This is a genomic window from Streptomyces sp. AC627_RSS907, assembly GCF_019049165.1.
Genome location: NZ_JAGMUE010000107.1, coordinates 1 through 24,024 on the forward strand (window position 1 = coordinate 1; position 24,024 = coordinate 24,024).

The window sequence follows — 24,024 nt, forward strand, 5'->3', positions numbered from 1 at the left end:
ACGTACGACCGTCCCGCGCGGATGCCCTCCTGGATCGCCTGACGGGTCAGGTCGTCGGCGAGGACGACGGTCTGCGGGCGCCCGATGGCGTCCGGGGCGCGGTGGGAGTCGCTGCTGCCCATCGCCGGGATCCAGGCCCGGCCCTCCCGCCCGTCCCGCCCGTCCCGCCCGTCGCGGACGGAGGCGACCAGCATGCTGTCCCAGTCGGCCAGCGCCACCTCGTCGTCGGGCGTGTAGGCCCCGTTCCACACCTCGACCGCGTCCGCCTCCCCGAACCCGAACTTCCAGTTGCAGCCGACGCAGGTGGCGTGCGGGTGGGCCGGGACGACCAGGCCGCCGGCGCGGCGGATCTGGCGGGCGAAGCGGCCGAAGCGGTTGTCGCGGGCCCGGTAGCGCCAGTCGACGAAGGTGCCGGGGTCGGTGCCGAGGGCGACGACGTGACCGTTGCGCGTCGTCACCTCCTCGCCGAGCATGATCAGCAGGTCGTCCCCGGCCAGGTCCGCCCAGTGGGCGTGCGCCGAGTGCGTGTTGTGCTCGGAGGAGTTGATGAAGTCCAGGCCGGCCGCCCGCGCGAGCGCCGCGACCTCGGCGGGGGTGTAGCGGCCGTCGGAGTACACGGTGTGCAGGTGGCAGTCGCCCCGGTACCAGGCGCGGCCCCGCCCCCTGGCACGCTCGGGCGGGTACACCGGCCGGACGGTCTCGCCCGGCTCGCCGTAGGTCAGCGTGATCGTGATCTCGTACGACAGTCCCTGCGGGGCCACCGTGTACGGGCCGAGCGCGATGTGCCACACGCCCGCTCGCACGGGCCCCGGGAGGTACCCCGGCGTCGCCTCGTCGGCCCGCACGAAGAACTCCGTGCGCGCCCCGCCCGACCAGCCCCTGAAGCCCCGGCCGCCCAGGTCGGTGCCGCGCTCGCCGAAGAGGCCGATGTCGAGGGCGTTGCCCGGGGTGCCGGCCGGTACGGCGGGGCGGTCGTAGGTGTAGGCGACGTGCATCTCCCGGACCCCGGACGGGACCTCGACCGGGACGTACACGAAGTCGGGGGAACCGGGCGGCAGGGTGCCGCGGACGGTTCTGGTCTGCCGGCCCCGGGCGTCCCGGGCGTCCTGGCCGTCCCGGCCGTCCTGGCCTTCCGCCGAAGCGAAGCTCACGCTTCCCAACGTAAGCGCGGCGGCGGCTCCCGTCACGAACAGGGCGCGTCGGCCCGGGCCGGTGCCGGCGTGGTCGTCCTCGCACATGCTGCTGCTCCCAGGTGTCGTCAGTGCCATGACATCGGTGGTGCAGGGGTGGTGCGTGCAACCCTCGTATTGAGCCGTGAACTGCCGTGCAAGGAAAGGGGTTCGGCGGATTGAGAGCCGGGAACCGCGCGGTGGGCCGTCGGGACGGAACCCGCGCCCTGATCACCCCGCTCGTATGCTCGAAGGATGACGACTTCCGCGACCTCCGGAACCGGCCCCACCGACCCCACCGGTCCCACCGAGAACTCCCTGCGTCGCGCCCTCAAACGCGCCCGGGACGGTGTCGCCCTCGACGTGTCCGAGGCCGCGGTGCTGCTCCAGGCCCGCGGCGAGCACCTCGACGCCCTCACCGCGTCCGCCGCCCGGGTCCGGGACGCGGGCCTGGAGGCCGCCGGACGTCCCGGCGTCATCACGTACTCGAAGAGCGTCTTCGTCCCGCTGACCCGGCTGTGCCGGGACAAGTGCCACTACTGCACCTTCGTCACCGTCCCCGGCAAGCTGCGCCGCGCCGGGCACGGGATGTTCATGTCCCCCGACGAGGTCCTCGACATCGCCCGGCGCGGCGCCGCCCTCGGCTGCAAGGAAGCGCTGATCACGCTCGGCGACAAGCCCGAGGACCGCTGGCCCGAGGCCCGCGAGTGGCTCGACGCGCACGGCTACGACGACACGATCGCGTACGTCCGCGCGATCTCCATCCGCATCCTGGAGGAGACGGGACTGCTCCCGCACCTCAACCCCGGCGTCATGACCTGGACGGACTTCCAGCGGCTCAAGCCGGTCGCCCCGTCGATGGGCATGATGCTGGAGACGACGGCGACCCGCCTGTGGTCCGAGCCCGGCGGCCCGCACCACGGCTCGCCGGACAAGGAGCCCGCCGTACGGCTGCGCGTCCTGGAGGACGCCGGACGCTCCTCCGTCCCCTTCACCTCCGGTGTCCTCATCGGCATCGGCGAGACCTACGAGGAGCGCGCCGAGTCGCTCTTCGCCCTGCGCAAGGTCTCCCGCGCCTACCACGGCATCCAGGAACTGATCATCCAGAACTTCCGCGCCAAGCCGGACACCGCGATGCGCGGCATGCCGGACGCGGAGCTGGACGAACTGGTCGCCACGGTGGCGGTGGCGCGGCACATCATGGGCCCCTCCGCCTGCCTGCAGGCCCCGCCCAACCTGGTCGACTCGGAGTACGAGCGCCTGATCGGCGCGGGGATCGACGACTGGGGCGGGGTCTCCCCGCTCACCATCGACCACGTCAACCCCGAGCGTCCCTGGCCGCAGATCGACGAACTCGCCGAGAGGTCCCGGGCAGCCGGCTTCGAGCTGCGTGAACGGCTGTGCGTGTACCCGGAGTTCGTCCGGCGCGGCGAGCCCTGGCTGGACCCGCGCCTGCGCCCGCACGTGGCGGCCCTCGCCGACCCGGCGACGGGCCTGGCGCGGGAGGACGCCGTGGTCGAGGGCCACGCCTGGCAGGAACCGGACGAGGCCTTCACCGCCACCGGCCGCACCGACCTGCACGCGACCATCGACACCGAGGGCCGCACCTCCGACCGCCGCGACGACTTCGACGAGGTGTACGGCGACTGGGGCGCCCTGCGCGAGGCGGCGGCGCCCGGCATGGCCCCCGAACGCATCGACACCGACGTACGCGCCGCCCTCGTCACGGCGGCCGACGACCCGACGAAGCTCACGGACGACGAGGCGCTGGCGCTGCTGCACGCCGACGGCGCCGCCCTGGACGCCCTGTGCGGGGTCGCCGACGACGTGCGCGCGTCGGCCGTCGGCGACGACGTGACGTACATCGTCACCCGGAACATCAACTTCACCAATGTCTGCTACACCGGCTGCCGCTTCTGCGCCTTCGCCCAGCGCCGCACGGACGCCGACGCGTACACGCTGTCGCTGGACCAGGTGGCGGACCGCGCCCAGCAGGCGTGGGACGTGGGCGCGGTCGAGGTCTGCATGCAGGGCGGCATCCACCCCGACCTGCCCGGGACGGCGTACTTCGACATCGCGCGGGCGGTGAAGGAACGGGTCCCCGGCATGCACGTGCACGCCTTCTCGCCGATGGAGGTCGTCAACGGCGCGTCCCGCACCGGCCTGTCCGTCCGCGAGTGGCTGAGCGCGGCGAAGGAGGCCGGCCTGGACTCCATCCCCGGCACGGCGGCGGAGATCCTCGACGACGAGGTCCGCTGGATCCTGACCAAGGGCAAGCTGCCGACGGCGACGTGGATCGAGGTCGTCGAGACGGCCCACGAGCTGGGCCTGCGCTCCTCGTCCACGATGATGTACGGCCATGTCGACCAGCCCCGCCACTGGCTGGGCCACCTGCGCACCCTCGCCGGCATCCAGCAGCGCACGGGCGGCTTCACGGAGTTCGTGACGCTCCCCTTCATCCACACCAACGCGCCGGTCTACCTGGCGGGCATCGCGCGCCCCGGTCCGACGACGCGCGACAACCGCGCGGTCACGGCGATGGCCCGTCTCCTCCTGCACCCCTGGATCCCGAACATCCAGACAAGCTGGGTGAAACTGGGCACGGAGGGTGCGGCGGAGATGCTGCGTTCCGGCGCGAACGACCTCGGCGGCACCCTGATGGAGGAGACGATCTCCCGCATGGCGGGCTCCTCGTACGGCTCGTACAAGTCGGTCAAGGACCTGATCGCGGTCGCCGACGCGGCCGGCCGCCCGGCGAAGCCCCGCACGACGCTGTACGGCCCGGTACCGGAGGAACGGCAGCGGGCGGCGACGGCCTCCGACGGCCACCTGCCCGAACTGCTGCCGGTACTGGACTGACGGACTGACGGTACGGGCAGCGGGGGCCCGGGCACGCGCGCAGTACGATGATCGGGCCCCCGGTGTGTCGGGGTTCTCGTAGCTGAGGAGATGCGTGCCCGTGCCAGCCCGACTTCCCTCGTGGGCCTGGGTCTCCGGTCTGACCGTGGGGGCGATCGCGGCGGTGAGCGTCCTGGCCGTACAGGCGGACCAGGGCCCGCACCCCACCGCGGCGGTCACCAGGCCCAGCCCCTCGGTGTCGTCGGGCGCGCACCCCACGCCGAAGACGACCGCGCCGGCCCGGGTGCCGGACGGCTCCGGCACCGGGCGGCGCATCGTCTACTCGGTCGGTCAGAAGCGGGTGTGGCTGGTGGACGCCAGCGACGCGACCCGGCGGACCTTCGTCGTGTGGCCGGGCACCGTCGACCCGGACCCCGGCACGTACAGCGTCGGCACCCGCCGCCAGGACCCGACGAAGGGCTCCGACGGGGTGCGGATCGAGCAGATCGTGTACTTCACCCAGGAGGACGGCGTCTGGGTCGCCTTCTCCAACGCCGTGGACGGCTCCTCGCCCCCTCCGCCGGCCGCCGGCGCCAGGACGGGCGGCATACGGCTGCCCAAGGCGGACGGCGACGCGCTCTGGGAGTTCGCGACGTCCGGCACGAAGGTCACTGTGGTGGCGTAACCTCCGCCCGCCCGAAGGGCAGGTGCGCCACGACCAGCACGACCCCGCTGATCAGGAAGACCCGGGTGGCGGCGTCCAGCCCGTTCCAGTCCGACGACTGCCACATCGCGAACCACTCGCCGCCGATCCCGATGAACCCGGCCCCGAAGAGCAGCATCAGCATGAGCGTGCCGTACGTGGTCATGCGCCGCGCGGCTCCGTGGTCCCGGCGTATCCACAGCCAGGTGGCGTGGATCAGGACGAGCGCGGCCACCGTCTCCCACGCGATGATCGCGACGTACGCGGCGTCCTGCACGCCCTTGTTCGTGATCGCCCGCCACATCAGGTCGTCGTCCTTGAAGGTCGTGTCCATCGCGAGGACGTGGCGCACGAACTGCTGGTTGGTGCCGAAGTCGGTGATGTTCCCGAAGGCGACCAGGGTGATGTAGAGGGCGAGGACCGCGGTGAGGGCGGTGGCTGCGAGAGGCAGGGTGCGTTGGGTGTTGGCCATGGGAGCACTATGGCGAAGCACGGCCCGCCCAGGGCGCGCAGGGTCCGGGAACGTGATCGCTTCGAAGCGTTCCGCCGACAACGTCACCCCGCGGGCCCGGCGCTCATCCGACCAGCAGCTCCGCCTTCAGCGCGCGCAGTTCCCGAGCGTCGAGGCCGAGGGCCCGCTTCTCGTACGCGGCGAAGGAGCCGTACTCCTCCGCGACCTCCGCGAAGCCGGAGTTCAGGTACTCGGCGCGGACGTCGAGCATCGGCTTGTAGACCGCGGCCTGGTCGGCGGGCATCGCGGCCAGGGCGGCGGCGTTGGCCTCCGCGCGGTAGTCGTTGGACGCCAGGTAATCCTTCATCACCGTCTCGCGCGGCACGCCCAGCGCGGTGAGCAGCGCGGCGCTCGCCCAGCCGGTGCGGTCCTTGCCGGCGGTGCAGTGGTAGAGCGAGCCGTCGGCGTCGCGGGCCAGCCCGCCGAAGACCGTCGCGTACGCGGTCTTCGCGGACTCGCCGCTCACCATCGACTTCTCACCTTCGATCATCATCCGGGCGGCCTCCTCGGCCGTCCTCGGCATGTCGAACAGGGGCGAATCGTCGCCGACGACGTTCGCCACCACGTACCGCACACCCTCGGGCAGGCGGTCGGGCGCGGTGCTCCGCTCGGAGGTGGTCCGCAGGTCGTAGTCGACGGAGATGCCGAGCCGCTCCAGCTTGGCCAGGTCCGCGTCGGTGAGCTTGTCCAGGGAGTCGGTGCGGTAGACCGCACCCATCCGCACCCAGCGGCCGTCCTTGGTGCGGTAGCCGCCCGCGTCCCGGAAGTTGACCGTTCCCTCCAGCCTGATCAGCCGGTCGGCGAGCCGCAGGCCGCTGCCGCGCTCGGGCACGAGCGTGAACCACTGCCGGTCGGCGGCGGGCAGGCCCTTCACCGTGACCGTGCCGGTGGAACCGCCGGTGGCGACGGTGCGGCCGTTCGCGCGGACGGCGACGTGCCGGTTGCCGGGCGCCTTCCAGGTGACCGTGTACGAGCCGTCGTCCCGCGCCGTCACCTCGGCCTCGGTGAACGGTATGTGCCGCGCGGCCCGCGGGGCGTGGGACGCCGGGGCCGCCGTGGCGACGGGCGCCGTGAGTCCGGTGAGCAGTGCGGCGGCCGACAGGAGGCCCGCCATGCCGGCACGTGTCTTCTGGGTCATGGTCGGCATCGTTCGGCGCCCGGACGGGCGGCCGGCGAACCGGCCGTGAACCACGGCCGTCAGCCGGGTGTCGGGTCCGTGCCGGCGGACTCCGTCCGGCAGGCGTCGGTGAGGGGGAGGCGGGGCGGGCGGTGTCCTCCGAGCCGCGGACGTGGACGGCGGCGGCGTCCGTCGCCGTCCGGCCTGGCCCACCCGGCTGAGAACGCGAACACTCAGCCGGAAAGTGTCCTTCACCGGCTCACATGAGCGGCCTGGGGACAGATCCGGCCGACATGCTCACGTTTCTCGGCTCACCCGGTCACCAGGGCGAGCGCGGCCACGTTCAGGGCCAGGTACCCGGCGGGGAACGCGATGGTGTGGAAGACCCGCGCGCGGAGGTGCGCGGCGACCGCGCCGATGAAGAAGAGGACGAGACCGACCGCGGCGGCGACACCGAGGGGCCTGGCGCCCAGGAGGCCGGCGAGGAGCCCGGCGGCGCCGGCGGCCTTGAGCGCCGCCAGCCCCGGTATCCACGACGCGGGGACCTCCACCTCGGCCGAGTTGGCCAGGACGAACCGGGCCCGCGTCAGGTCCGCGACGGCGATCCCGGCGTTCGCCACGATCGCGATGACGGTGACGGTCACGTAGGCGGTGAACACGCGCTTCCCCTTTCGGCCGAGACCCCCGCGAGCCGCGGCGAGTCGCTGTCCGCAGCCCTGAGTCAAGCCTGGCCGTGGCGTACCGCGACGTCCAATACCTGCCTCTATAACCTGGCGGAATGGACGTGGACACCCGATTGCTGCGGTACTTCGTCGCGGTGGCGGAGGAAGGGAGCCTGACCCGGGCCGCCGAACGGCTCTTCGTCTCTCAGCCCGCGCTGACCAAGCAGATCCGGCAGCTGGAGGCCGGCCTCGGAGTGGACCTGTTCACGCGGTCGAGGACCGGCATGGCCCTCACCGAGCCCGGGCGGGCGCTGATGGAACGGGTCCCCGCGCTGCTGGCCGGGTGGGAGGCGGCGCGGCGGGAGGCGAGGACCGCGGCGAGCCGTGCCGCCCGTGTCCTGCGGGTCGGTTTCCTCGCCAGCGCCGCCAACGAGGCGACGCAGCCGATCGTCGCCGAGTTCGCCCGGCGCCGGCCGGGCTGGCGGGCCGAGATGCGGCAGGCCGCCTGGTCGAACCCGTCCGCGGGACTCGCCGACGCGGACGTCGACGTCGCCCTGGTCCGTCTGCCGTTCCCCGGCCAGGAAGCGCTGCGGGTGCTGCCGCTGTTCAGCGAAGCCCGCTGCGTCGCGCTGGCCGCGACCCACCCCCTGGCCGCCCGCGGGACGATCGCCTTCCGCGAGCTGTGGGACGAGCCCTTCGTCGCCGCCCCGCCCGCGACGGGCCGGTGGCGGGACCACTGGCTGGCCGCCGACGAACGCGACGGCCACCCGGTCCGCGTCGGCGCGGTCACCGAGCAGCCGGACGACTGGCTCAGCGCGATCGCCAACGGATACGGCATCGCCCTCGCCCCCGAATCCGCCGCCCGCTTCTACAGCCGCCCCGGCGTCGTCTACCGTCCCGTCACCGGGGTGAGCCCCAGCAGGGTCGCCGTCGCCTGGGCACCCGCGGACGACGACAACCCCGTGGTCCAGGACTTCGTCCGCTGCTGCCGCGAGACACGCGTCGTCACGTGAACGTTTCCACACCGTTCCAGCCCGTTCCGCCCCTGAATCGATCACCTCTGTTCGCATACAGTGCTGGACGTCGTAGGTGCGGACCGTACGCGCGGACAGTGCCGAGGGGAGGTCCCGGTGGGTGCGTCAGCCGGTGCCGTCTGGGGGCGTGCCGAGCAGCAGGACTTCCGCAGCCGGGTGCGCGGGACGCTGCTCGGGGTGGCCGTCGGCGACGCCCTCGGCGCGCCCGTCGACGGCCTGGACCTCGACGGCATCCGGGAGGCGCACGGTCCGGAAGGGCTGGCCGACCTGGCCCCGGCCCACGGCCGGCGCGGCGCGGTCACCCACCACACGCAGCTCACCCTGTTCTCCGTGGACGGTCTGATCCGCGCCCAGGTACGCCGGGACACCGGCGCCTGGCACCCGCCGACCGACCTGCACCGGGCGTACCGGCGCTGGGCCGCCACCCAGCGCGACTGGGGGCCCGACCTGCGGCGCGAGGACGACGGGTGGCTGGCCCGCGAGGAGTGGCTGTACGTCCGCCGGGGCCCGACGCGCGCGCTGCTGCTCGGCCTCGGTGACGAGACGATGGGTACGCCCCAGGCACCGAAGAACCCCGGCGAGCGTGGGCCCGAGGCCGCGGCCCGCTCGGCGCCGTTCGGGCTGCTGGTCGGCTGGGAGCCGCACCTGGTCGCCCAGCTCGCCGTCGAGTGCGCCGCCCAGACCCACGGCCACCCCACCGGCTACCTGACGGCGGGCGCGTACGCCGTGATCGTGCACGGGGTGGCGCGCGGCGGGAGCCTGGACGGTTCGGTGCAGCGGGCGCTCGCGCTGTTCGCCGCCCGGCCCGGGCAGCAGGCCGTCGCGGACGCCCTGCAGCACGCGCTGGGCGCGGTACGGCAGGGGCTGCCGACCCCGGCCAGGGTGACCGAGCTGGTCGGCGAGGGCACGGCGGAGCGACTGGTCGCCGCCGCGGTGTACTGCGCGCTGGTCGGCGAGGACGTACGGCACGGGCTGCGGCTGGCGGTCAACCACGGCGGCCCGTCCGCGGCGACCGGGGCCCTGACGGGCGGGCTGCTCGGCGCCCTGCACGGCGAGACGGCCCTCCCGCCGGCCTGGACGGCCGAGCTGGAGGGCCGCCCGACCATCCTGGAACTGGCCGACGACTTCGCCATGGAGATGACCCAGGGCGCCGCACTCCACGGCCCGACCGGCTCGTCCCCCGCCTGGCTGACGCGCTACCCACGCGGCTGACGGCCGCCCGCCGGCGGACTCCCGCGGGCGGGGCGCCGCGGTGACGGAGCCGGCCGGGCGGTCGGGCGCGCTGGTGCCCCGGTCGCCGGCAGGGGCCCGGCGCTACGGACGGCGAGCGCGCGTTCGTGGCGAGCCGCCCCCGATGAGACGCCGGCCCCGATGAGACGCCGGCCCCGCTCCGGAGAGGCGGCCGGGGCCGGTCCGGTTCGGGACGCGCCGGACAGCGGAGCGCGGCTAGCGTGGTGGCCATGGACCTCAGCATTCACACCACCGTCCTCCCGCACGACGACCCGGACGCGGCCCTGGTCTTCTACCGCGACCTTTTGGGTTTCGAGGTCCGCAAGGACGTCGGAGAGGGCAGGATGCGCTGGATCACGGTCGGACCCGCCGGCCGGCCCGACACCTCGCTCCTCCTGTCGCCGCCGGCCGTCGACCCCGGCATCACCGACGCCGAGCGCCGTACGATCGCCGAGATGATGGCCAAGGGCACCTACGGGTGGATCCTCCTGGCCACCGACGACCTCGACGGCACCTTCGAGAAGCTGCGGGCCGGCGGCGCGGAGATCGTCCAGGAGCCGACGGAGCAGCCGTACGGCATGCGCGACTGCGCCTTCCGTGACCCCGCCGGCAACCAGATCCGCATCCAGGAAGCGCGCTGAGCCCTCCGGTGCCCCGGCCGCCGGGGCACCGGCCGCTCACGCCCCGGGGCCGGTCCGGGTCCGTCCCACCGCGTCCTCCACCCCGCCCGTCGGCGTGGGGATCGCGGCCGCCGCGCCGAAGGCGTCGTCGTCCCCGTCCGTGTTGACCCGCTCGATGATCGCGAGCCGCTCCGGTGTGTCCTCCGGCTTCAGGAAGCCGACCAGGACGTACAGGACCAGCGACACCGCCAGCGGGATCGACACCTGGTACTCCAGCGGCACCCCGCCCTCCACGTTCCAGCTGATCGGGTAGTTGACCAGCCAGAAGGCGAGCAGGCCCAGCGCCCAGCTGGTGAGCGCGGCCGTCGGGCCCGAGCGGCGGAACGGGCGGAGCAGGCCGAGCATCATCGGGATCGCGATCGGGCCCATCAGCCCGGCGACCCACTTGATGACGACGGTGATGATGTCCTTGAACGTCGGCGAGTCGACCTGCGTCGCCACCGCCATCGACAGACCGAGGAAGACCACCGTCGTCAGCCGTGCCGCGACCAGCCCGGACCGTTCGCCCCACGCCCGGGCCCGCGCCGACAGCACCGGCGCCACGTCACGGGTGAACACGGCCGCGATGGCGTTGGCGTCCGAGGAGCACATGGCCATGGTGTGCGAGAAGAACCCGACGATGACCAGGCCCAGCAGGCCGTGCGGCAGGAGCTGCTCGGTCATCAGGGCGTAGGAGTCGGAGCCGTCCGGCTTCTGCGACTCCACCAGCAGCGGCGACATCCACATGGGGAAGAACAGCACCAGCGGCCACACCAGCCACAGCACCGCCGACAGCCGCGCCGACCGCTCGGCCTCACGGGCGTTGGGCGTGGCCATGTAGCGCTGGGCCTGGTTGAGCATGCCGCCGTTGTACTCGAAGAGCTTGATGAAGAGGTAGGCGAGCAGGAACACCGTGCCGTACGGGCCGACCAGCGGCTTGCCGTGGCCCTGGAGGGCGGGCTCGTCCCAGACACCGAAGAAGCCGCCGTGATCGCCGAGTTCCATGACGACGGCGACGAACATCGCGACCCCGGCCAGCAACTGGATGACGAACTGCCCCAGCTCGGTCAGCGCGTCCGCCCACAGGCCGCCGATCGTGCAGTAGATGCCCGTGATCACGCCGGTGATCAGGATGCCCTGGTTGATGCTGATGCCGGTGAAGACCGACAGCAGCGTGGCGATGGCCGCCCACTTCGCGGCCACGTCCACGATCTTCAGCAGCATGCCTGACCAGGCCAGGGCCTGCTGGGTGGGCAGGTTGTACCGGTTCTTCAGGTACTCCAGGGGAGAGGCCACGTGGAGTCGTGAGCGCAGCCGGTTGATGCGCGGCGCGAACAGCTTCGACCCGATGGCGATGCCCAGCGCGATGGGGAACGACCAGGTGACGAAGGACGTGACGCCGTAGGTGTAGGCGATGCCCGCGTACCCGGTGAACATCACCGCGCTGTACCCCGACATGTGGTGCGAGATGCCGGAGAGCCACCAGGGCATCTTGCCGCCGGCCGTGAAGAAGTCGCTGACGTTGTCCACGCGTTTGTGCGACCACACGCCGATCGCCACCATGACGGCGAAGTAGCCGATGAGCACGGACCAGTCGAGACCGTTCATGTGCCCCCTTCCGGGGTCCGCCTTGTGAACTCCGCTCAGCTGGTTGGCACTTCGCACGAGCGGGGTAGGGGCGAGGCAGGCCGCGAAGTGCCCGCTCATCGTGGTTGCGTGGACGCGGGCACGACAAGAAAGGGGAGGGTCAAGAGGAAGTAAAAAGGTTCGGCTTGCTGACCTTGGTTCACCTACATGAACGCGACGGGGATGGGGCGGCCACCCCGCCCGGCCTGTGTTCTCCCTGCTCCGGCGCCTACTTCAGCTCGTCCGGGCACGGCGTGCCGCGCTGCAGCCCGTAGGGTGCCGCCAGCCGGTACGTGCCCGCCTCGGGGGCGATCAGCGTCGTCCACGTGTCGCCCTCGGCGGTCTCCTCCGTCTCCGCCAGGCACCCGTTGACGTTGTCGTACGTCTTCGGCGAGCCCTCCGGACCGTTCTTGGAGGCCTCCGTCTCCTGGGGCGGCTCGAGCTTGTTGCCCTCGGCGTCGACGATGCTCAGCCACGGCGAGTACGGCATCCGGATGAGGATGCGGCCCGGCCGCTCCACGTCGATCGTCCACTCGCCCTGCTCGGCGCGCTGGACGACCGCGTGGGGCTCCGCCAGCGGCGTCGGGTTGGTCACCTGGAACAGCTGCCAGTTGCCGTTGCCCCAGACCTGCTTCAGGTACGGCAGGCCCCGCTGCACCAGGGCCCGCTCCCGCTGGCCGCCGTCGCCGTCCGGCTCGCCCTTGGGCAGCACCACGTAGTGCACGGCCCAGCGCCGCAGCCACTCGCGGTAGTTCGCCGAGTTGAGCGTGTCGTCGTAGAAGAGGGGGTTGCGCTTCATGTCGGCCTGGCGGTTCCAGCCGCGGGCCAGGTTCACGTACGGCGCGAGCGCCGAGGCCTCGCGGTGCGAGCGGGCCGGTACGACCTCCACGCGGCCCCGCTCCGCGCCGACCTCCTGCAACGCGTTGACGAGCGGCGCCACCTCGCGCGCCCAGGAGGCGGCCGGCGTGGTGTGGACGATGTCGTCGCCCGACTTGAAGCCGATCCAGCCGGCGAAGGCGACGAGCGCGACCACGATCGTGTACCACTTGCGTGAGCGCGGCACCGCGAACGGCAGCGCGGCCACCAGCGCCACCCCGGCGAAGAGCATCGCGAGGCGCGTGATGTTGGAGCCGATCTGGGAGCTGATGAGCCAGACCAGCAGCACGGCCAGACCGTAGATCGCCGACGTCATGCGCACGGTCGTCCACGCGCGCGGCACGGACACGAACACCACCACCGCGAACAACAGCGGCAGGACCGTCGAACCGAAGGCCATCGGCTGGGTGCCGGAGAAGGGGAAGAGCCAGGCGGACAGCGCGACGACCGCGCTCGGGGCCAGGCCGAGCGCCCAGGCGCCCGGGCGCCGCTTCTGGAGGAACAGGGCCGCCGCCACCAGGCCCACGAACAGGCCCGCGACCGGCGAGGACATGGTCGCCAGCGCGGCCAGCGGCGCCGCGCACAGCGCCTTCGCCCAGCGCTCGTGGCGCCAGCGGTGGGGCCAGCAGAACACCGCGGCGACCGCGCCGAGACCGAACATCATGCCCAGCCCGAACGTCACCCGCCCCGATATCGCGTTGGCCAGCAGCCCGAACAGGCCCGCCAGCGACGCCCACAGCGGATTGCGGACCACCCGGCTGCGGATCAGGACGACCGTCAGCAGCCCGGCCGACAGCGTCCCCGCGATCATCATCGTCGTCCGCACGCCGAGCACCGCCATCAGATACGGCGAGACCACGCTGTAGGACACCGGGTGCATGCCGCCGTACCAGGCGAGGTTGTACGCCGAGTCCGGATGCCGGCCGACGAACTCCGCCCACGCGTCCTGCGCGGCGAGGTCGCCACCACTGTTCGCGAACGTGAAGAACCAGACGATGTGCAGGACACCGGCCAGGGCGGTCACGGACACCACGGGGTGGCGCAGCATGCGCTCGCGCAGGGCCAGGAAGGCGGTCCTCACCGCGGACGGCGCTTCGGTTCCGGTTTCCGGATGCGCGTCCGGCCGGGCTTCAGGTCGGGCTTCCGGCGGAGCGCCCTTCGGGGCGTCCGCTCCGGCACGGCCGGGCTCAGGGGCACGGTCGCCGCCCGTCCGCCCACGACCGGCTGTCCCGCTCGCCCCGCTGTCCGCGCGGGGCGCGGGTACGCGTGGTCGAGGGCCGGCTCCCGAGCCCGGATCGGCGTCGTCGGCGCGTGTCGGCTCCGCAGTGGCCACCTGAAGGCACTCCCCGTGTCCCGTCTTCTGCTTCTCGGCCGTGTCCCGTTCCTGCGACCGGCGACCTGCCCCGTTTCGTGACGCTAGCACGCACCCGCGCGCGGTGGCTTCCCGCCGCCGGGACGCGGACGCCCCCGCGGCGGACCTGCCGCGGGGGCGTGGCGTCGGTGGGTCGCCGGCGGACCGGTGGTCAGCCCAGGCGGGTCAGCCGGTCCATGAGGGCCGGCTCGTCGAGGTCCGTCTGCAGGGCCACGGGCACCTGCACCGCGCCACTGGCCCCGCCGTCGCCGACCGTGAGGGTACCGACCCGCGTGCCGGCCTTCGCCGTGTGCGGCACCTCGTCCGCCTGGAACGTCAGCCTGACCGTCAGGCCCGCCCAGCCGACGGCCTTGACGTCCTTGGTGGCGACGACCGGAGTACGGCCGCCGAGACGGTCGTCGACGTATCCGACGACGCTGCCCTTCTTCAGGATGGTCGACGACTCCAGGGCGTCCTGCGCGGCCCGGATCAGCTTGTCGCTGGAGTCCAGGGCGGCACCGAGGATGGTGTTGTCCTTGCCGCCCGCCGGCTGGCGCACCACGGCTCCGACGATGGTCCGCGTCTCGCCGCCGACCTCCTTCTTCGCCGCGAAGACGAGGTTGCCCAGGGCGGAGGTGGTGGTGCCGGTCTTGATGCCGACGACGCCGTTGCTGCCGACCAGCTGGTTCCAGTTGGGGTGGTTCTCGCCCTTGTAGTCGTCGTACGACATCATCGCGGCGACCTCACGGAACGCGGGCTCCTTCATCGCCGCCTTGGCCAGCTTCACCTGGTCCACGGCCGTGCTCACCGTCGTGTCGTTCAGACCCGACGGGTCGGTGTACGTCGTGTTGGTCATGCCGAGGTCCTTGGCGGCGGCGTTCATCTTGTCCACGAACGCCTTCTCGGACCCCGCGTCCCAGCGGGCGAGGAGCCGCGCCACATTGTTCGCGGACGCGATCAGGACGCCTTCCAGTGCCTCGCGCTGGGAGATCGCGTCGCCCTTGTACACGTGGACGGTCGACTCCTGCCCCGCGTCCGACTGGTCCTCGGCGGCCTGGTCGATCGGGATGTCCGGACCCTCGGCGCCGCTCTTGAGCGGGTGGTCGCGCAGGATGACGTACGCGGTCATGACCTTGGCGACACTGGCGATCGGCACGGGCTTCTGCTCGCCGGACGAGCCGAACGTGCCGATGCCCTGCACGTCCAGTGCCGCCTGCCCGCTGGACGGCCACGGGATCTCGGGCTTGCCGCCCTCGAAGGTGAAGCTCTCCTGCGCGGTGAGGTCGAGCTCCGGCGCGGGCAGCGGACGCATGGCCTGCACGATGCCGAAGACGATCACCAGCAGGATGACCAACGGCGTCCAGATCTTGACCCGGCGCACCGTCGTGCGGAGCGGGGTCTCCGGGGGCGGCGGGGTGTTCGTCAGCTCCGCGAGCAGGTCCAGCGGCGGCTTCGGCGGCAGCGGCTGCTGCGTGGTGTGCTCGGGCTGCATGTACGGCAGGGCGGGGGTGGCCGCGGCGCGGGGCGCCTGCGAGGCCTTGGGGGTCGCCTCGGGGGCCGTACTGGAGGGCTCGGACGGGCGCTGCGGGGGCCTGCGCGTCGCCGGGTCGTCCGGGTTCCGGAGCGCGACGAACTTGCTGGTCCGCTCGGCGTCGGTCTCGGCCTCGCCGTCGGCCTTGCTCGATCCGCCCGTTCCGCCCGCCTTCTCGGCCGCCTTCTTGGCGGCTGCGGCGGCGTCGCCCAGCTTCAGCATGGTCGTCGGCTGGTCGACGGCGGGCGCGGGGGGCCGCGGGGCCTTGAAGACGGCGGTGGGCTGATCGACGGGGGGCCTGCCGCCCTCGCCGTCGGCGTTGGTGTCGTCGTCGGAGTCCGCGCCCGGAGCCCGACGGCTGTCCGCCGCCTCCTCCGGGCCGTCCGCGCGCTTCTGCGGGCCCTTGGACGCGTCGGGGCCCCCGGCGCCCCCGGCGCCCTCCCGGGAGGCGTCTGCGGCGCCCTCGCGCCCCGCGGCGGCGTCGGTCGCGGAACCGGCAGGGGTGCCGGCACCGGCGTCGTCGGCCTCCGCGGCTTCGGTGTCCTCCCGGCCCGCGGCGGCCCGCTCGTCCGTGTCGGCGTCGGGCTCCGCGTCCGAGGCCCGGCGGCTGTCGGCCGCCTTCTCCGGGCCGTCCGCGGGTCCCTGCGGGGCCTCGAAGGCGTCCTCGGTGTCCTCCACCACGGCCTCCGCGGCCGCCACGGCCTCCGCGTCCTTCCGGCCCGCGGTGGCCCGCTCGTCCGTGTCGGCGTCGGGCTCAGTGTCGGCGTCGGGCTCCGGGGCCGAGGCCCGGCGGCCGTCGGCCGCCTTCTCCGGGCCGTCCGCGGGCTCCCGCGGGGCCCTGGAGGCGTCCTCGGCCGCACCGGCGTCCTCGGTGTCCTCCGCCGCGGCCTCCGCGTCGTCCGCGTCCTCGCGCCCCGCGTTCGCGGCGGCACGCTCCTCGGCCGTCGTGACCCAGGCCGCGACGGCGTCGCGCAGCCGGCCGTCGCCGGGGGTGCCCGGCTCGCCGCTGTCGCCCTCGGGCGGGACGGAGGCGTCGGAGGAGCCGTCCTCGGCCTCCGTGTCACGGACCGACAGCACACGGGCGGCGGTGTCGACACCACCACGCGAACCGGCGGACGCCGAAGGCTTCGTGCCCTCGCGGGTCACCGCCAGCCGCGGATCACCCGCCTCGCTCGCCCCGGTCCTGGCTTCGGGAACCGGACCCGCGCTCCCCGACGTCGGTTCTTCCGACGACCCGCGCTGCTTCGACCTGTCGGGGGACTCGCCCGCCACCGATGCCTCCTCCATGCGCCGCACGTCTCGCGTACGGCCAACGAACCGCGAACCGAACCATGTACCAGTGTCCTGTGTACGGGTAGAACCCAAGCGGTAGACGAGAACGACATACCTACTGGTTCCACTACGAAGCGGTCACGCACCCTCGACAGACCAATGTGAGAGGGGTCACCCTGTCTGTCATCCACGCGGGGAGGCATGGATGGGCAGGAGCCGCAGAACACTTCCGGAGGAGCTTCTGCTGCTGGCGTTGGACCCGACCACGGGTACCACCGCGCAGCCGCAGTCGCTCGACCTCGGTCTGGCCGGAGCACAGCTGGTGGAGCTGGCGCTGGCCGGACGGATAGCCCCAGACGGGGATCGTATCGCCGTGGTGGCACCACGGCCGACTGGAGATCCGACACTGGACTGCGCGTTGGAGTTGCTGCGAAGGCGTGGCGCTCCCGTACGGGCGGTCAACTGGATCGGCGGGCCCCGCCTGGGGCTGCGCCAGACCTACCTCTCGCATCTGGAGCGATGCGGCATGGTGCATGCCGTGGAGGGCCAGATGTGCGGGGTGCTGCCGACGACTCGCTATCAGGCGACGGACACGGCGATCAGCAGGGAGATCAAGGCCCGGCTGGACTCGGCGATCCGCACCGGCGTACCGCCGGACCCGCGGACCGCGGCGCTCGCCGCCCTGGCCCACGCGGTCGGGCTCGGCAAGCACCTCTACCCGGGCAACGAAGGACGCTCGTCGCGGTCCCGCCTGCGGGACCTCATCAGGCACGACCCCATGGGCGGCCTGGTGGCGCACGCGGTGATGGACGTCCAGAACGGCGCGGCGGCCCAGCCACGCCGCAGCCCGGCCCCGGCCGGCCGACAGGCCGCCGGACCGGGGGCGAGGCCCGCCCCGGAACCCGCCCGCGGCGTTCCGGCGCAACCGCGCCACGGATCCATGGCGCGCGCGGTGGCCCACTGAGCCGCACCGCGACGCACGCCGTAACGACCGCAGTACCGCACCGCCGCACCACCAGTCCCCAAGACCCGGTCACGGGAGCCGCAGGTCCGCGCGGGGCGGCGGGACCGACCGTACGTCCGGCACGCCCGGACGGCGGTACGGTCCCGCCGCCCCGCGCGGCCATGTGCGAGGGTGGCGTCCCGAACTGGCGTGTACGCGGCGCATATCGACCGTTTCCCAGCGCTGACAAGCGCCTTGGTGGCAGTCTGCTCAGCAGCAGATACGCAAAGTGGCAAGTATGAGTCACGCAGCCGGAGGTGCGCGTTCCGTGGCGTCCAATGTCAATCCCACCGTCAGGCGGCGCCGGCTGGGCCAGGAGCTGCGCCGCCTCCGCGAGCAGAAGGGCCTGACGGCCGAGGAGGTGGCGGAGCGGCTGCTGGTCTCGCAGTCCAAGATCAGCCGCCTGGAGAACGGCCGTCGCAGCATCAGCCAGCGGGACGTCCGCGACCTGTGCGGAGTCTACGAGGTCGAGGACCAGCGGGTCGTCGAGTCGCTGATGCAGATGGCGAAGGACTCGCGCCAGCAAGGCTGGTGGCACGCCTTCGGTGACATCCCGTACAGCGTCTACATCGGTCTGGAGACCGACGCGGAGTCGCTGCGGACCTACGAACCCCAGATCATCACCGGCCTGTTGCAGACCCGGCCGTACGCCGAGGCGCTCATCCAGGGCGCCCTGCCCGAGACGTCGGTCGCCGACATCGAGAAGCGGGTGCAGGTCCGCATACGGCGTCAGGAGCGCGTCACCGCCGACACCAACCCGCTGCGGCTGTGGGTGGTCCTCGACGAGGCCTGCCTGCACCGGACGGTGGGCAGCCGCCAGGTGATGCGCGAACAGCTGGAGCACGTCGCCGAGATGTCGCAGCTCCCGCACATCACCGTGCAGGTGCTGCCGTACGACGTCGGGGCGCACCCCGGCATCAACGGCCAGTACTCGATCCTGGAGTTCACCGACACGTCCGACTCCAGCGTCGTGTACATCGAGGGCGTCACCAGCGACCTGTACCTGGAGAAGGCGCAGGACGTGCAGAAGTACACGGTGATGTACGAGCACCTGAGGGCCCAGGCGCTGAACGTGGAGCAGTCGCGGCAGTGCATCGAGAACGTGGCGAAGGAGTACGCGCGCTGAGGCTGTTGGGCAAGAAGGGGCGGGATGCTACACCCCTGCCGCGTTGCACTGGAAGACGCACTGGAATATGCCATCCGGTCGGGTGAACGGCCGCTCCGGAGGTGGAGGTCAGCGAGTAGCGTCGATCACGCCAACGATCACAAGACATTGGCGTAATCCGCGCCGCGGTCCCGTGGACCCGCGGCGCGGCGACCGTACTCGGCAACTCGCCATCGGAGCAGACATGGCAATTCTTCAGGGCGCGACGGAAACGTGGACCAAGTCCTCCTACTCCGGAGGAAATGGTGCCTGCGTCGAGGTCAAGTCACCGGTCGTGGAGGCGCTGGCCGTCCGTGACTCCAAGGTCCCCGAGGGACCGGTCCTGGCCTTCCCCGCCGCCGCGTGGAACGCCTTCGTGACCTCGGTCAAGGAGTAGCCACTCCCCGCGCCGCCCACCCAGACCGCAGGCGGAGCCCTCTCGACCAGTTCGCCGACCTTGCCGAGAGGGCTCTGTTCAGGTCGTCCGGGTGTCCGTCACCTCACCGGTCACGACACCCTTCACGACGCCCTTCATGACACCGGGAACGCCACATCGCACACCGGGTCCTCGGGCCCCGCAGCCTCCCAGTCGGCGAAGTACACCTCACGACACGGCCCCGCCACCGCCAGCCCCCGAGCGGCGATCCACTCCTCCACCGCCTCGTAAGCGGCCAGGATCTGCGGATGCGCCACCTGGGCCTTGGTGATCCGGGTGTAGGCCAGCCGCCCGGCCGGTACCACCCGCACCTGCGACTGCCAGGCCCGCCCCTGTCCCTCGGCCCACGACCGCGCCGCCGCCTCGTCGGCGACCGGCACGCACGACTCCGCCGGGCCGTCACTCTCCATCGACACCTCGGCGTGGTAGACGACGAAGGGCGGCGCCGTCACACCCCCGCAGACCCCGGCCGCCTCCTCCAGCCGGGCCAGCGAGGCGCCGATCCACGTCGGCAGCTCACCCGCCAGCGTGTGCCGCGTCTCGCTGATCACCACCTGCTCGGGCACGTCGACCGTCTCCACCACGAACTTCCCGTACATCTCGGAGCTCCTCCCCGACAGTCGTGCACAGAGGTAGTCGGCGAGCGCCCGCTGCCCGGCCACCCGGGCCTCCACTTCCGCCCAGTAGGCGTCGAGCAGACCGGCCGCCTCGGACCCTTCCGCGTGGACCACCTCGGCGACCCGCGCCAGCGGCATGTCCAACTGGCGCAACAGGGCCACCAGGCGGGCGCGCCCGCTCTGCCCGGCGCGGTAGTAGCGGTAGCCGGTGACCTCGTCCACACGGGCGGGCGCCAGCAGGCCCAGGCGGTCGTACAGCCTGAGGGCCTTGGCCGACAGGCGGGCTCGCGCGGCGAACGCCCCGATGGTCAGCAACTCGTCGTCGCGTGCATCGTCCACAGCGTCGTCCTCCGTCACCGGACGGCCTGTTCCGCCCGGCGACGACGACGCTCGGCCTTGTCCCAGGGGCAAGGTCAACCACCCCTCCCCGTCACTCTGGCCGGTCAGCCGGCCAGCCGCTCCTCCACGGCCGCCACCACCTCGGCCGACTCCGGCTCGGTCTGCGGCGCGAACCGGGCGGCGACCCTGCCGTCCCGCCCGATCAGGAACTTCTCGAAGTTCCAGCGGATGTCACCGCTGTGCCCCTCGGCGTCGGCGAATCCGGTCAGCCGGTCGTACAGCGGGTGCCGGCCCTCGCCGTTGACGTCCGCCTTCTCGGTCATCGGGAAGGTGACGCCGTACGTCGACGAGCAGAACTCGGCGATCTCGTCGGCGCTGCCCGGTTCCTGCCCCATGAACTGGTTGCAGGGCACGCCGAGCACGGTGAAGCCCCGCTCCGCGTACCGCTCGTGCAGCCGCTCCAGGCCGGCGTACTGCGGCGTCAGCCCGCACTTGGAGGCCACGTTGACCACCAGGACCACCCGGCCCGCGTACTGGGCGAGGCCGGCCGTCCCGCCCTGGAGGGCGCCGATCTCGACGTCGAGGGGGAGGCCGTCGTCGTGCTGCGCGTTCTCAGAGGTCGTCATGGACGGATGCTAGCCCCGCTCGCCGTCCCGCCCGCCTCACACCCGCCCCGCACCGTCTCGACGAGCACCTCCCCGGCCGCCGTCCGCGAGTACAGCACCGACCGGCCCGCCCGCCGCCGCTCCACCAGCCCCGCGTCCAGCAGCACCCGCAGGTGCCGCCCGACCGAGCCGAGTCCCTGCCCCGTCACCCCGACCAGCTGGCTGGGGCTCATGGGGGAGCCGAGCAGCACCAGCACCCCCGCCCGGGCCGGGCCGAGCAACGCGCCCAGGGCCGCGGGCACGGCCCGGGCGCCGTCGTCCGCGAGGGCACCGGCGCACGGGTAGACCACCGCGTACCGCGCGGCGTCCTCGTCCTCCCACGACACCCAGCCGTGCCGCTGCGCCGTGACCGGTACGAGGATCAGCTCGGCCCCGGAGAGGCGACGCGGCGGGTACTCGTGCAGGTTGATCTGGAGCCGGCTGTCGCCGAGCCAGCGGGTGCCCGGTCGCAGGGCGTCCAGCACGGCCGCCCAGCCGCCCCGGCCCACCTGCGCGATCCGGGCGACGACGTCGGCCTCCAGGACGCGACGGCGCCGGTCCCAGTCCGGCCGTACGGTCCGCGTCCAGACGTACTCCAGCAGAGCGGCGGCACGACGGGGCAGGTCGTCCCGGTCCAGGGCGGCGGGGAGCGGGCCGGCGAGGGAGAGGCGGAGATGGGCGCGGGCCTCGTCGGGACGGGCCGACCGGATCCGGGCGACGCCCTCCTCGAAGGTCTCGCCCTCGCGCGGAGTGGGGGTGAGGAAGTCGGCGATCCACTTCCGGCCGAGCCCCGAGCGGACCAGCAGCGCGGTCACCGGGTCGTCCGCCAGCCGACGCCGGTAGCCGGGCAGGTGGGCGTCGAGCCAGGCCCGCTCACCGGGGTGCGCGGCCACCTCGGCGTGCAGCAGCTTCAGGCAGGCGAAGGTCTCGGCCAGCGGCGACAGGACGAACCGGCTGCGGGCCAGCGTGTCGGCGTTGACCTGCCACCAGCCCATGCCGCCCCCGTCCGGCCCCGACCGGGCCCGCTCGCGCCCCCACCTTTCGCGTCCGCGCGAAAGAATAACGGCGCCTTCCCGGACCGTCGCACACTCCCGGCATGCCAGACACGAGCCGCAAGAGCTATGCGGACCTCTTCCGCACCCCGGAGTTCAGCCCCCTCGTCCTCTCCTCCGCGGCGGGCACCGCCGCCCAGACGGTGAGCGGTCTGGCGCTCGGCACGCTGGTGTTCCGGGCGACGAACTCACCCCTGCTGTCCGCGGTGAGCATGTTCGGCCCGGCGCTGGCACAGGTGCTGGGCGCCACGCTCTTCCTCTCCGGCGCCGACCGGCTGGCCCCGCGCGCGACGCTGGCGGGCCTCTCGCTCGCCTTCGCCGCCGCCACCGCGGTCCTCGCGCTGCCCGGTCTGCCGGTCTGGGCGATGTTCGCCGTCGTCCTCGTCGAGGGCCTGATCGCCTCGCTCGGCGGCGGGGTCCGCTGGGGACTGCTGAACGAGATCCTCTCCAAGGAGAGCTACCTGACGGGGCGTTCGGTCTTCAACATGATGAACGGCCTCCTGCAGATCGCGGGGTACGCGGCCGGTGGCGCCCTGCTGACCGTGCTGTCGCCGCGCGTGTGCCTGCTGCTCGCGGCCGGTCTCTACGCCACCGCGGCCGGCCTCGCCCTCCGGCTGACCCGCCGTCCGCCGCGCGCCTCGGGCCGCCCGTCCGTCGCCGCCACCCGGCGCACCAACGCCCTGCTGTGGTCCTGTGCGCCGCGCCGGCACGTCTATCTCGCGCTGTGGATCCCCAACGGCCTCGTCGTCGGCTGCGAGTCCCTGTACGTGTCCTACGACCCCCGGGCCGCGGGCACGCTGTTCGCCTGCGCCGCGCTCGGCATGCTGGCCGGGGACGTGGCGGTCGGCCGGCTGCTGCCGGCCCGGCTGCGCCCGCGCCTGGGCGTCCCGCTGCTGGTGCTGCTGGCCGCGCCGTACCTCGTCCTCTTCCTGCGCCCGCCGTTGCCGCTGACGGCCGTCCTGGTCGCTCTGGCCTCCGTGGGCTTCGGCGCCAGCCTGGTGCAGCAGGAACGCCTGGTCGCGCTGACCCCCGACGAACTCTCCGGGCACGCCCTCGGGCTGCACTCCGCCGGGATGCTCACGGCGCAGGGCGTCGCCGCGGCCCTGGCGGGCACGGTCGCCCAGTTCACCTCTCCGGCGACGGCGATGACCGTGATGGCGCTCGCCTCGCTCGCGGTGACACTCACGCTGACGGTGACGAGCCGGCGGCACGCGGAGGACGGGGGGCTGTGGCCGACGCGGGCGGTCCGTGCGGCGGGATGAGGCCCGGCGCCGGGAGCGTGTCCCGGTCGGCGTGTTCGGGGGAGGCCCGGGACCGGCCGGGCGTGCCCGCCTTCCGGACGCTCCGACGCCCGCCCGCCCCGGACGCCCTGCGCGAGGACGCCCTGCGCGAGGACGTCCGGGACGGGGACGTCCGGGACGGGGACGTCCAGGACGGGGCCCGCGGCGGCCGGGCGCGTCCTCAGGCGCGGCGGGCGCCCGCGGACGCCATGCCGAGCCAGGTGTGCGGGTTGCCCGCCCAGCACCAGCCGAGTTTCGGGGCCTTCCGGCTGATCCAGATCGCCGGGACCCGGCGGTCGCCGGACCGGGAACCGCCCAGCGAGAAGCACTTGTTCTTGACCAGGACCTGCGGGGCGTGGGTCATCAGCGCGATGCCCTCCTCGATGGTGAGCGGACCGCGCCCCCGTCCGGCGATGGTGGCCATCGCGTCGTCGGGCACGACCCCGCAGAACTCCTCCCCGCGGTCGACGTCGCACAGCAGGTGGACGCCGTCCCGGCCGGGCGGCGCGGCCTCCTGCGTGGCGACGAACCGTTCCAGGGAGCCGGGCTCGAAGGAGCGGTCGACGAACCCGGGCAGCCGGCCGCCGTGCAGCGTGGTCAGCGGCATCGTCCGCTCGATCGGGGCGAGTTCACGGCCGACGACCAGGACGAACGGCACCCGGCCGGTGACGGCGGGGTCGTACGGGGCGTCCGCACCCTCCGCCGCGGTGCCCGCGTGGGCCACGGCCTCGGCACGCAACGGCGCCACCAGCTCGGCGAACTGCTCCGGGGTGCGCCCGGAGAGCGCCGGGTAGCCGAGCGCGATGAGCGTACGGACCTGCCGGTCGAACTCGGCGGCGGGGTCGAAGGCGGGGGAGCCGGTGGCGGGGGCGGTGGGGGAGACGGCGGTGGCGGCGGAGTGCGTCCGGCCGGTCGAGCGGGTTCCTTCCG

General features: G+C 73.1%; 20 protein-coding genes. 9 read left to right on the top strand and 11 right to left on the bottom strand.

The features are described from left to right. Positions 1-1,238: CehA/McbA family metallohydrolase (locus KUM32_RS23375; RefSeq protein WP_217143916.1), on the bottom strand; the 1,238-nt coding region annotated here is incomplete at its 3' end. A 186-nt stretch (positions 1,239-1,424) separates the two neighbouring features. Here KUM32_RS23375 and KUM32_RS23380 point away from each other — a divergent pair. Both KUM32_RS23380 and KUM32_RS23385 read left to right on the top strand, forming a co-directional pair. Further along, complete coding sequence (locus tag KUM32_RS23380) at positions 1,425-4,028, top strand: bifunctional FO biosynthesis protein CofGH (RefSeq protein WP_217143900.1); 2,604 nt, start codon at positions 1,425-1,427, stop codon at positions 4,026-4,028. A 100-nt stretch (positions 4,029-4,128) separates the two neighbouring features. Then, the gene (locus KUM32_RS23385; RefSeq protein ID WP_217143901.1) at positions 4,129-4,692 is read left to right on the top strand and encodes a hypothetical protein; all 564 of its coding nucleotides are present in this window, start codon (positions 4,129-4,131) and stop codon (positions 4,690-4,692) included. Here the strand turns inward: KUM32_RS23385 and KUM32_RS23390 are convergent. From KUM32_RS23390 to KUM32_RS23400, 3 genes are all read right to left on the bottom strand, one after another. Continuing rightward, positions 4,676-5,182, bottom strand: a complete 507-nt coding sequence (locus KUM32_RS23390) for a DUF2165 domain-containing protein (protein ID WP_217143902.1) — start codon at positions 5,180-5,182, stop codon at positions 4,676-4,678. The two genes, KUM32_RS23385 and KUM32_RS23390, sit on opposite strands and share 17 nt — an antisense overlap. A 103-nt stretch (positions 5,183-5,285) precedes the next feature. Continuing rightward, a complete protein-coding gene (locus KUM32_RS23395; RefSeq protein WP_217143903.1) occupies positions 5,286-6,359 on the bottom strand; it encodes a tyrosine-protein phosphatase in 1,074 nt (357 codons plus the stop codon). A gap of 290 nt (positions 6,360-6,649) precedes the next feature. Continuing rightward, complete coding sequence (locus KUM32_RS23400; RefSeq protein WP_217143904.1) at positions 6,650-6,997, bottom strand: DoxX family protein; 348 nt, start codon at positions 6,995-6,997, stop codon at positions 6,650-6,652. A 119-nt stretch (positions 6,998-7,116) separates the two neighbouring features. Here KUM32_RS23400 and KUM32_RS23405 point away from each other — a divergent pair, with 119 nt between their 5' ends. The 3 genes from KUM32_RS23405 (at position 7,117) to KUM32_RS23415 (ending at position 9,905) form a co-directional block, all read left to right on the top strand. Then, positions 7,117-8,013, top strand: coding sequence for a LysR family transcriptional regulator (locus KUM32_RS23405; RefSeq protein ID WP_217143905.1), 897 nt, complete (start codon positions 7,117-7,119; stop codon positions 8,011-8,013). Between the two features lie 117 nt (positions 8,014-8,130). Continuing rightward, the gene (locus tag KUM32_RS23410) at positions 8,131-9,246 is read left to right on the top strand and encodes an ADP-ribosylglycohydrolase family protein (RefSeq protein ID WP_217143906.1); all 1,116 of its coding nucleotides are present in this window, start codon (positions 8,131-8,133) and stop codon (positions 9,244-9,246) included. A gap of 248 nt (positions 9,247-9,494) precedes the next feature. After that, positions 9,495-9,905: a VOC family protein gene (locus KUM32_RS23415; RefSeq protein WP_217143907.1), complete on the top strand. Its 411-nt coding sequence runs from the start codon at positions 9,495-9,497 to the stop codon at positions 9,903-9,905. Positions 9,906-9,941: 36 nt separating this feature from the next. Here KUM32_RS23415 and KUM32_RS23420 read toward each other — a convergent pair whose 3' ends face one another. The 3 genes from KUM32_RS23420 to KUM32_RS23430 form a co-directional block, all read right to left on the bottom strand. Then, a complete protein-coding gene (locus KUM32_RS23420) occupies positions 9,942-11,531 on the bottom strand; it encodes a sodium:solute symporter family protein (RefSeq protein ID WP_217143908.1) in 1,590 nt (529 codons plus the stop codon). Between the two features lie 247 nt (positions 11,532-11,778). Continuing rightward, positions 11,779-13,758 (bottom strand): MFS transporter, encoded by a 1,980-nt coding sequence (locus tag KUM32_RS23425; protein ID WP_217143909.1) that lies wholly within the window; start codon positions 13,756-13,758, stop codon positions 11,779-11,781. A 190-nt stretch (positions 13,759-13,948) separates the two neighbouring features. Further along, positions 13,949-16,594 (bottom strand): D-alanyl-D-alanine carboxypeptidase, encoded by a 2,646-nt coding sequence (locus tag KUM32_RS23430; RefSeq protein WP_254406011.1) that lies wholly within the window; start codon positions 16,592-16,594, stop codon positions 13,949-13,951. A 190-nt stretch (positions 16,595-16,784) separates the two neighbouring features. On the opposite strand from KUM32_RS23430, the gene KUM32_RS23435 reads away from it, so the two are divergent. From KUM32_RS23435 to KUM32_RS23445, 3 genes are all read left to right on the top strand, one after another. Further along, a complete protein-coding gene (locus tag KUM32_RS23435) occupies positions 16,785-17,543 on the top strand; it encodes a GPP34 family phosphoprotein (RefSeq protein ID WP_217143910.1) in 759 nt (252 codons plus the stop codon). Between the two features lie 307 nt (positions 17,544-17,850). After that, a complete protein-coding gene (locus KUM32_RS23440; protein ID WP_217143911.1) occupies positions 17,851-18,708 on the top strand; it encodes a helix-turn-helix transcriptional regulator in 858 nt (285 codons plus the stop codon). 223 nt (positions 18,709-18,931) lie between these two features. Then, positions 18,932-19,123 carry a DUF397 domain-containing protein gene (locus KUM32_RS23445; protein ID WP_217143912.1) on the top strand — a complete coding sequence of 64 codons (192 nt, stop codon included), beginning with the start codon at positions 18,932-18,934 and terminating at the stop codon, positions 19,121-19,123. Positions 19,124-19,257: 134 nt separating this feature from the next. Here KUM32_RS23445 and KUM32_RS23450 read toward each other — a convergent pair whose 3' ends face one another. From KUM32_RS23450 to KUM32_RS23460, 3 genes are all read right to left on the bottom strand, one after another. Continuing rightward, on the bottom strand, positions 19,258-20,136 hold the full coding sequence (locus tag KUM32_RS23450) for a MerR family transcriptional regulator (protein WP_217143913.1): 879 nt from the start codon (positions 20,134-20,136) through the stop codon (positions 19,258-19,260). Positions 20,137-20,222: 86 nt separating this feature from the next. Further along, positions 20,223-20,744: a glutathione peroxidase gene (locus tag KUM32_RS23455; RefSeq protein WP_254406013.1), complete on the bottom strand. Its 522-nt coding sequence runs from the start codon at positions 20,742-20,744 to the stop codon at positions 20,223-20,225. Next, positions 20,741-21,757 carry an ArsR family transcriptional regulator gene (locus KUM32_RS23460; protein WP_217143914.1) on the bottom strand — a complete coding sequence of 339 codons (1,017 nt, stop codon included), beginning with the start codon at positions 21,755-21,757 and terminating at the stop codon, positions 20,741-20,743. Before KUM32_RS23460 ends, KUM32_RS23455 begins: the two co-directional genes overlap by 4 nt. Positions 21,758-21,858: 101 nt before the next feature. Here KUM32_RS23460 and KUM32_RS23465 point away from each other — a divergent pair, with 101 nt between their 5' ends. Then, on the top strand, positions 21,859-23,076 hold the full coding sequence (locus tag KUM32_RS23465; protein ID WP_217143915.1) for an MFS transporter: 1,218 nt from the start codon (positions 21,859-21,861) through the stop codon (positions 23,074-23,076). Between the two features lie 199 nt (positions 23,077-23,275). Here the strand turns inward: KUM32_RS23465 and KUM32_RS23470 are convergent. Beyond that, positions 23,276-24,024 (bottom strand): DUF5701 family protein (locus KUM32_RS23470; RefSeq protein WP_254406014.1); only part of this gene is annotated, 749 nt, incomplete at its 5' end.

Coding starts and splice junctions, on each gene's coding strand:
- KUM32_RS23455 (WP_254406013.1), bottom strand. CDS start 20,744: ATGACGACCTCTGAGAACGCGCAGCACGACGACGGCCTCCCCCTCGAC.
- KUM32_RS23460 (WP_217143914.1), bottom strand. CDS start 21,757: ATGGGCTGGTGGCAGGTCAACGCCGACACGCTGGCCCGCAGCCGGTTC.
- KUM32_RS23435 (WP_217143910.1), top strand. CDS start 16,785: ATGGGCAGGAGCCGCAGAACACTTCCGGAGGAGCTTCTGCTGCTGGCG.
- KUM32_RS23395 (WP_217143903.1), bottom strand. CDS start 6,359: ATGACCCAGAAGACACGTGCCGGCATGGCGGGCCTCCTGTCGGCCGCC.
- KUM32_RS23465 (WP_217143915.1), top strand. CDS start 21,859: ATGCCAGACACGAGCCGCAAGAGCTATGCGGACCTCTTCCGCACCCCG.
- KUM32_RS23380 (WP_217143900.1), top strand. CDS start 1,425: ATGACGACTTCCGCGACCTCCGGAACCGGCCCCACCGACCCCACCGGT.
- KUM32_RS23405 (WP_217143905.1), top strand. CDS start 7,117: ATGGACGTGGACACCCGATTGCTGCGGTACTTCGTCGCGGTGGCGGAG.
- KUM32_RS23390 (WP_217143902.1), bottom strand. CDS start 5,182: ATGGCCAACACCCAACGCACCCTGCCTCTCGCAGCCACCGCCCTCACC.
- KUM32_RS23445 (WP_217143912.1), top strand. CDS start 18,932: ATGGCAATTCTTCAGGGCGCGACGGAAACGTGGACCAAGTCCTCCTAC.
- KUM32_RS23430 (WP_254406011.1), bottom strand. CDS start 16,594: ATGGAGGAGGCATCGGTGGCGGGCGAGTCCCCCGACAGGTCGAAGCAG.
- KUM32_RS23415 (WP_217143907.1), top strand. CDS start 9,495: ATGGACCTCAGCATTCACACCACCGTCCTCCCGCACGACGACCCGGAC.
- KUM32_RS23420 (WP_217143908.1), bottom strand. CDS start 11,531: ATGAACGGTCTCGACTGGTCCGTGCTCATCGGCTACTTCGCCGTCATG.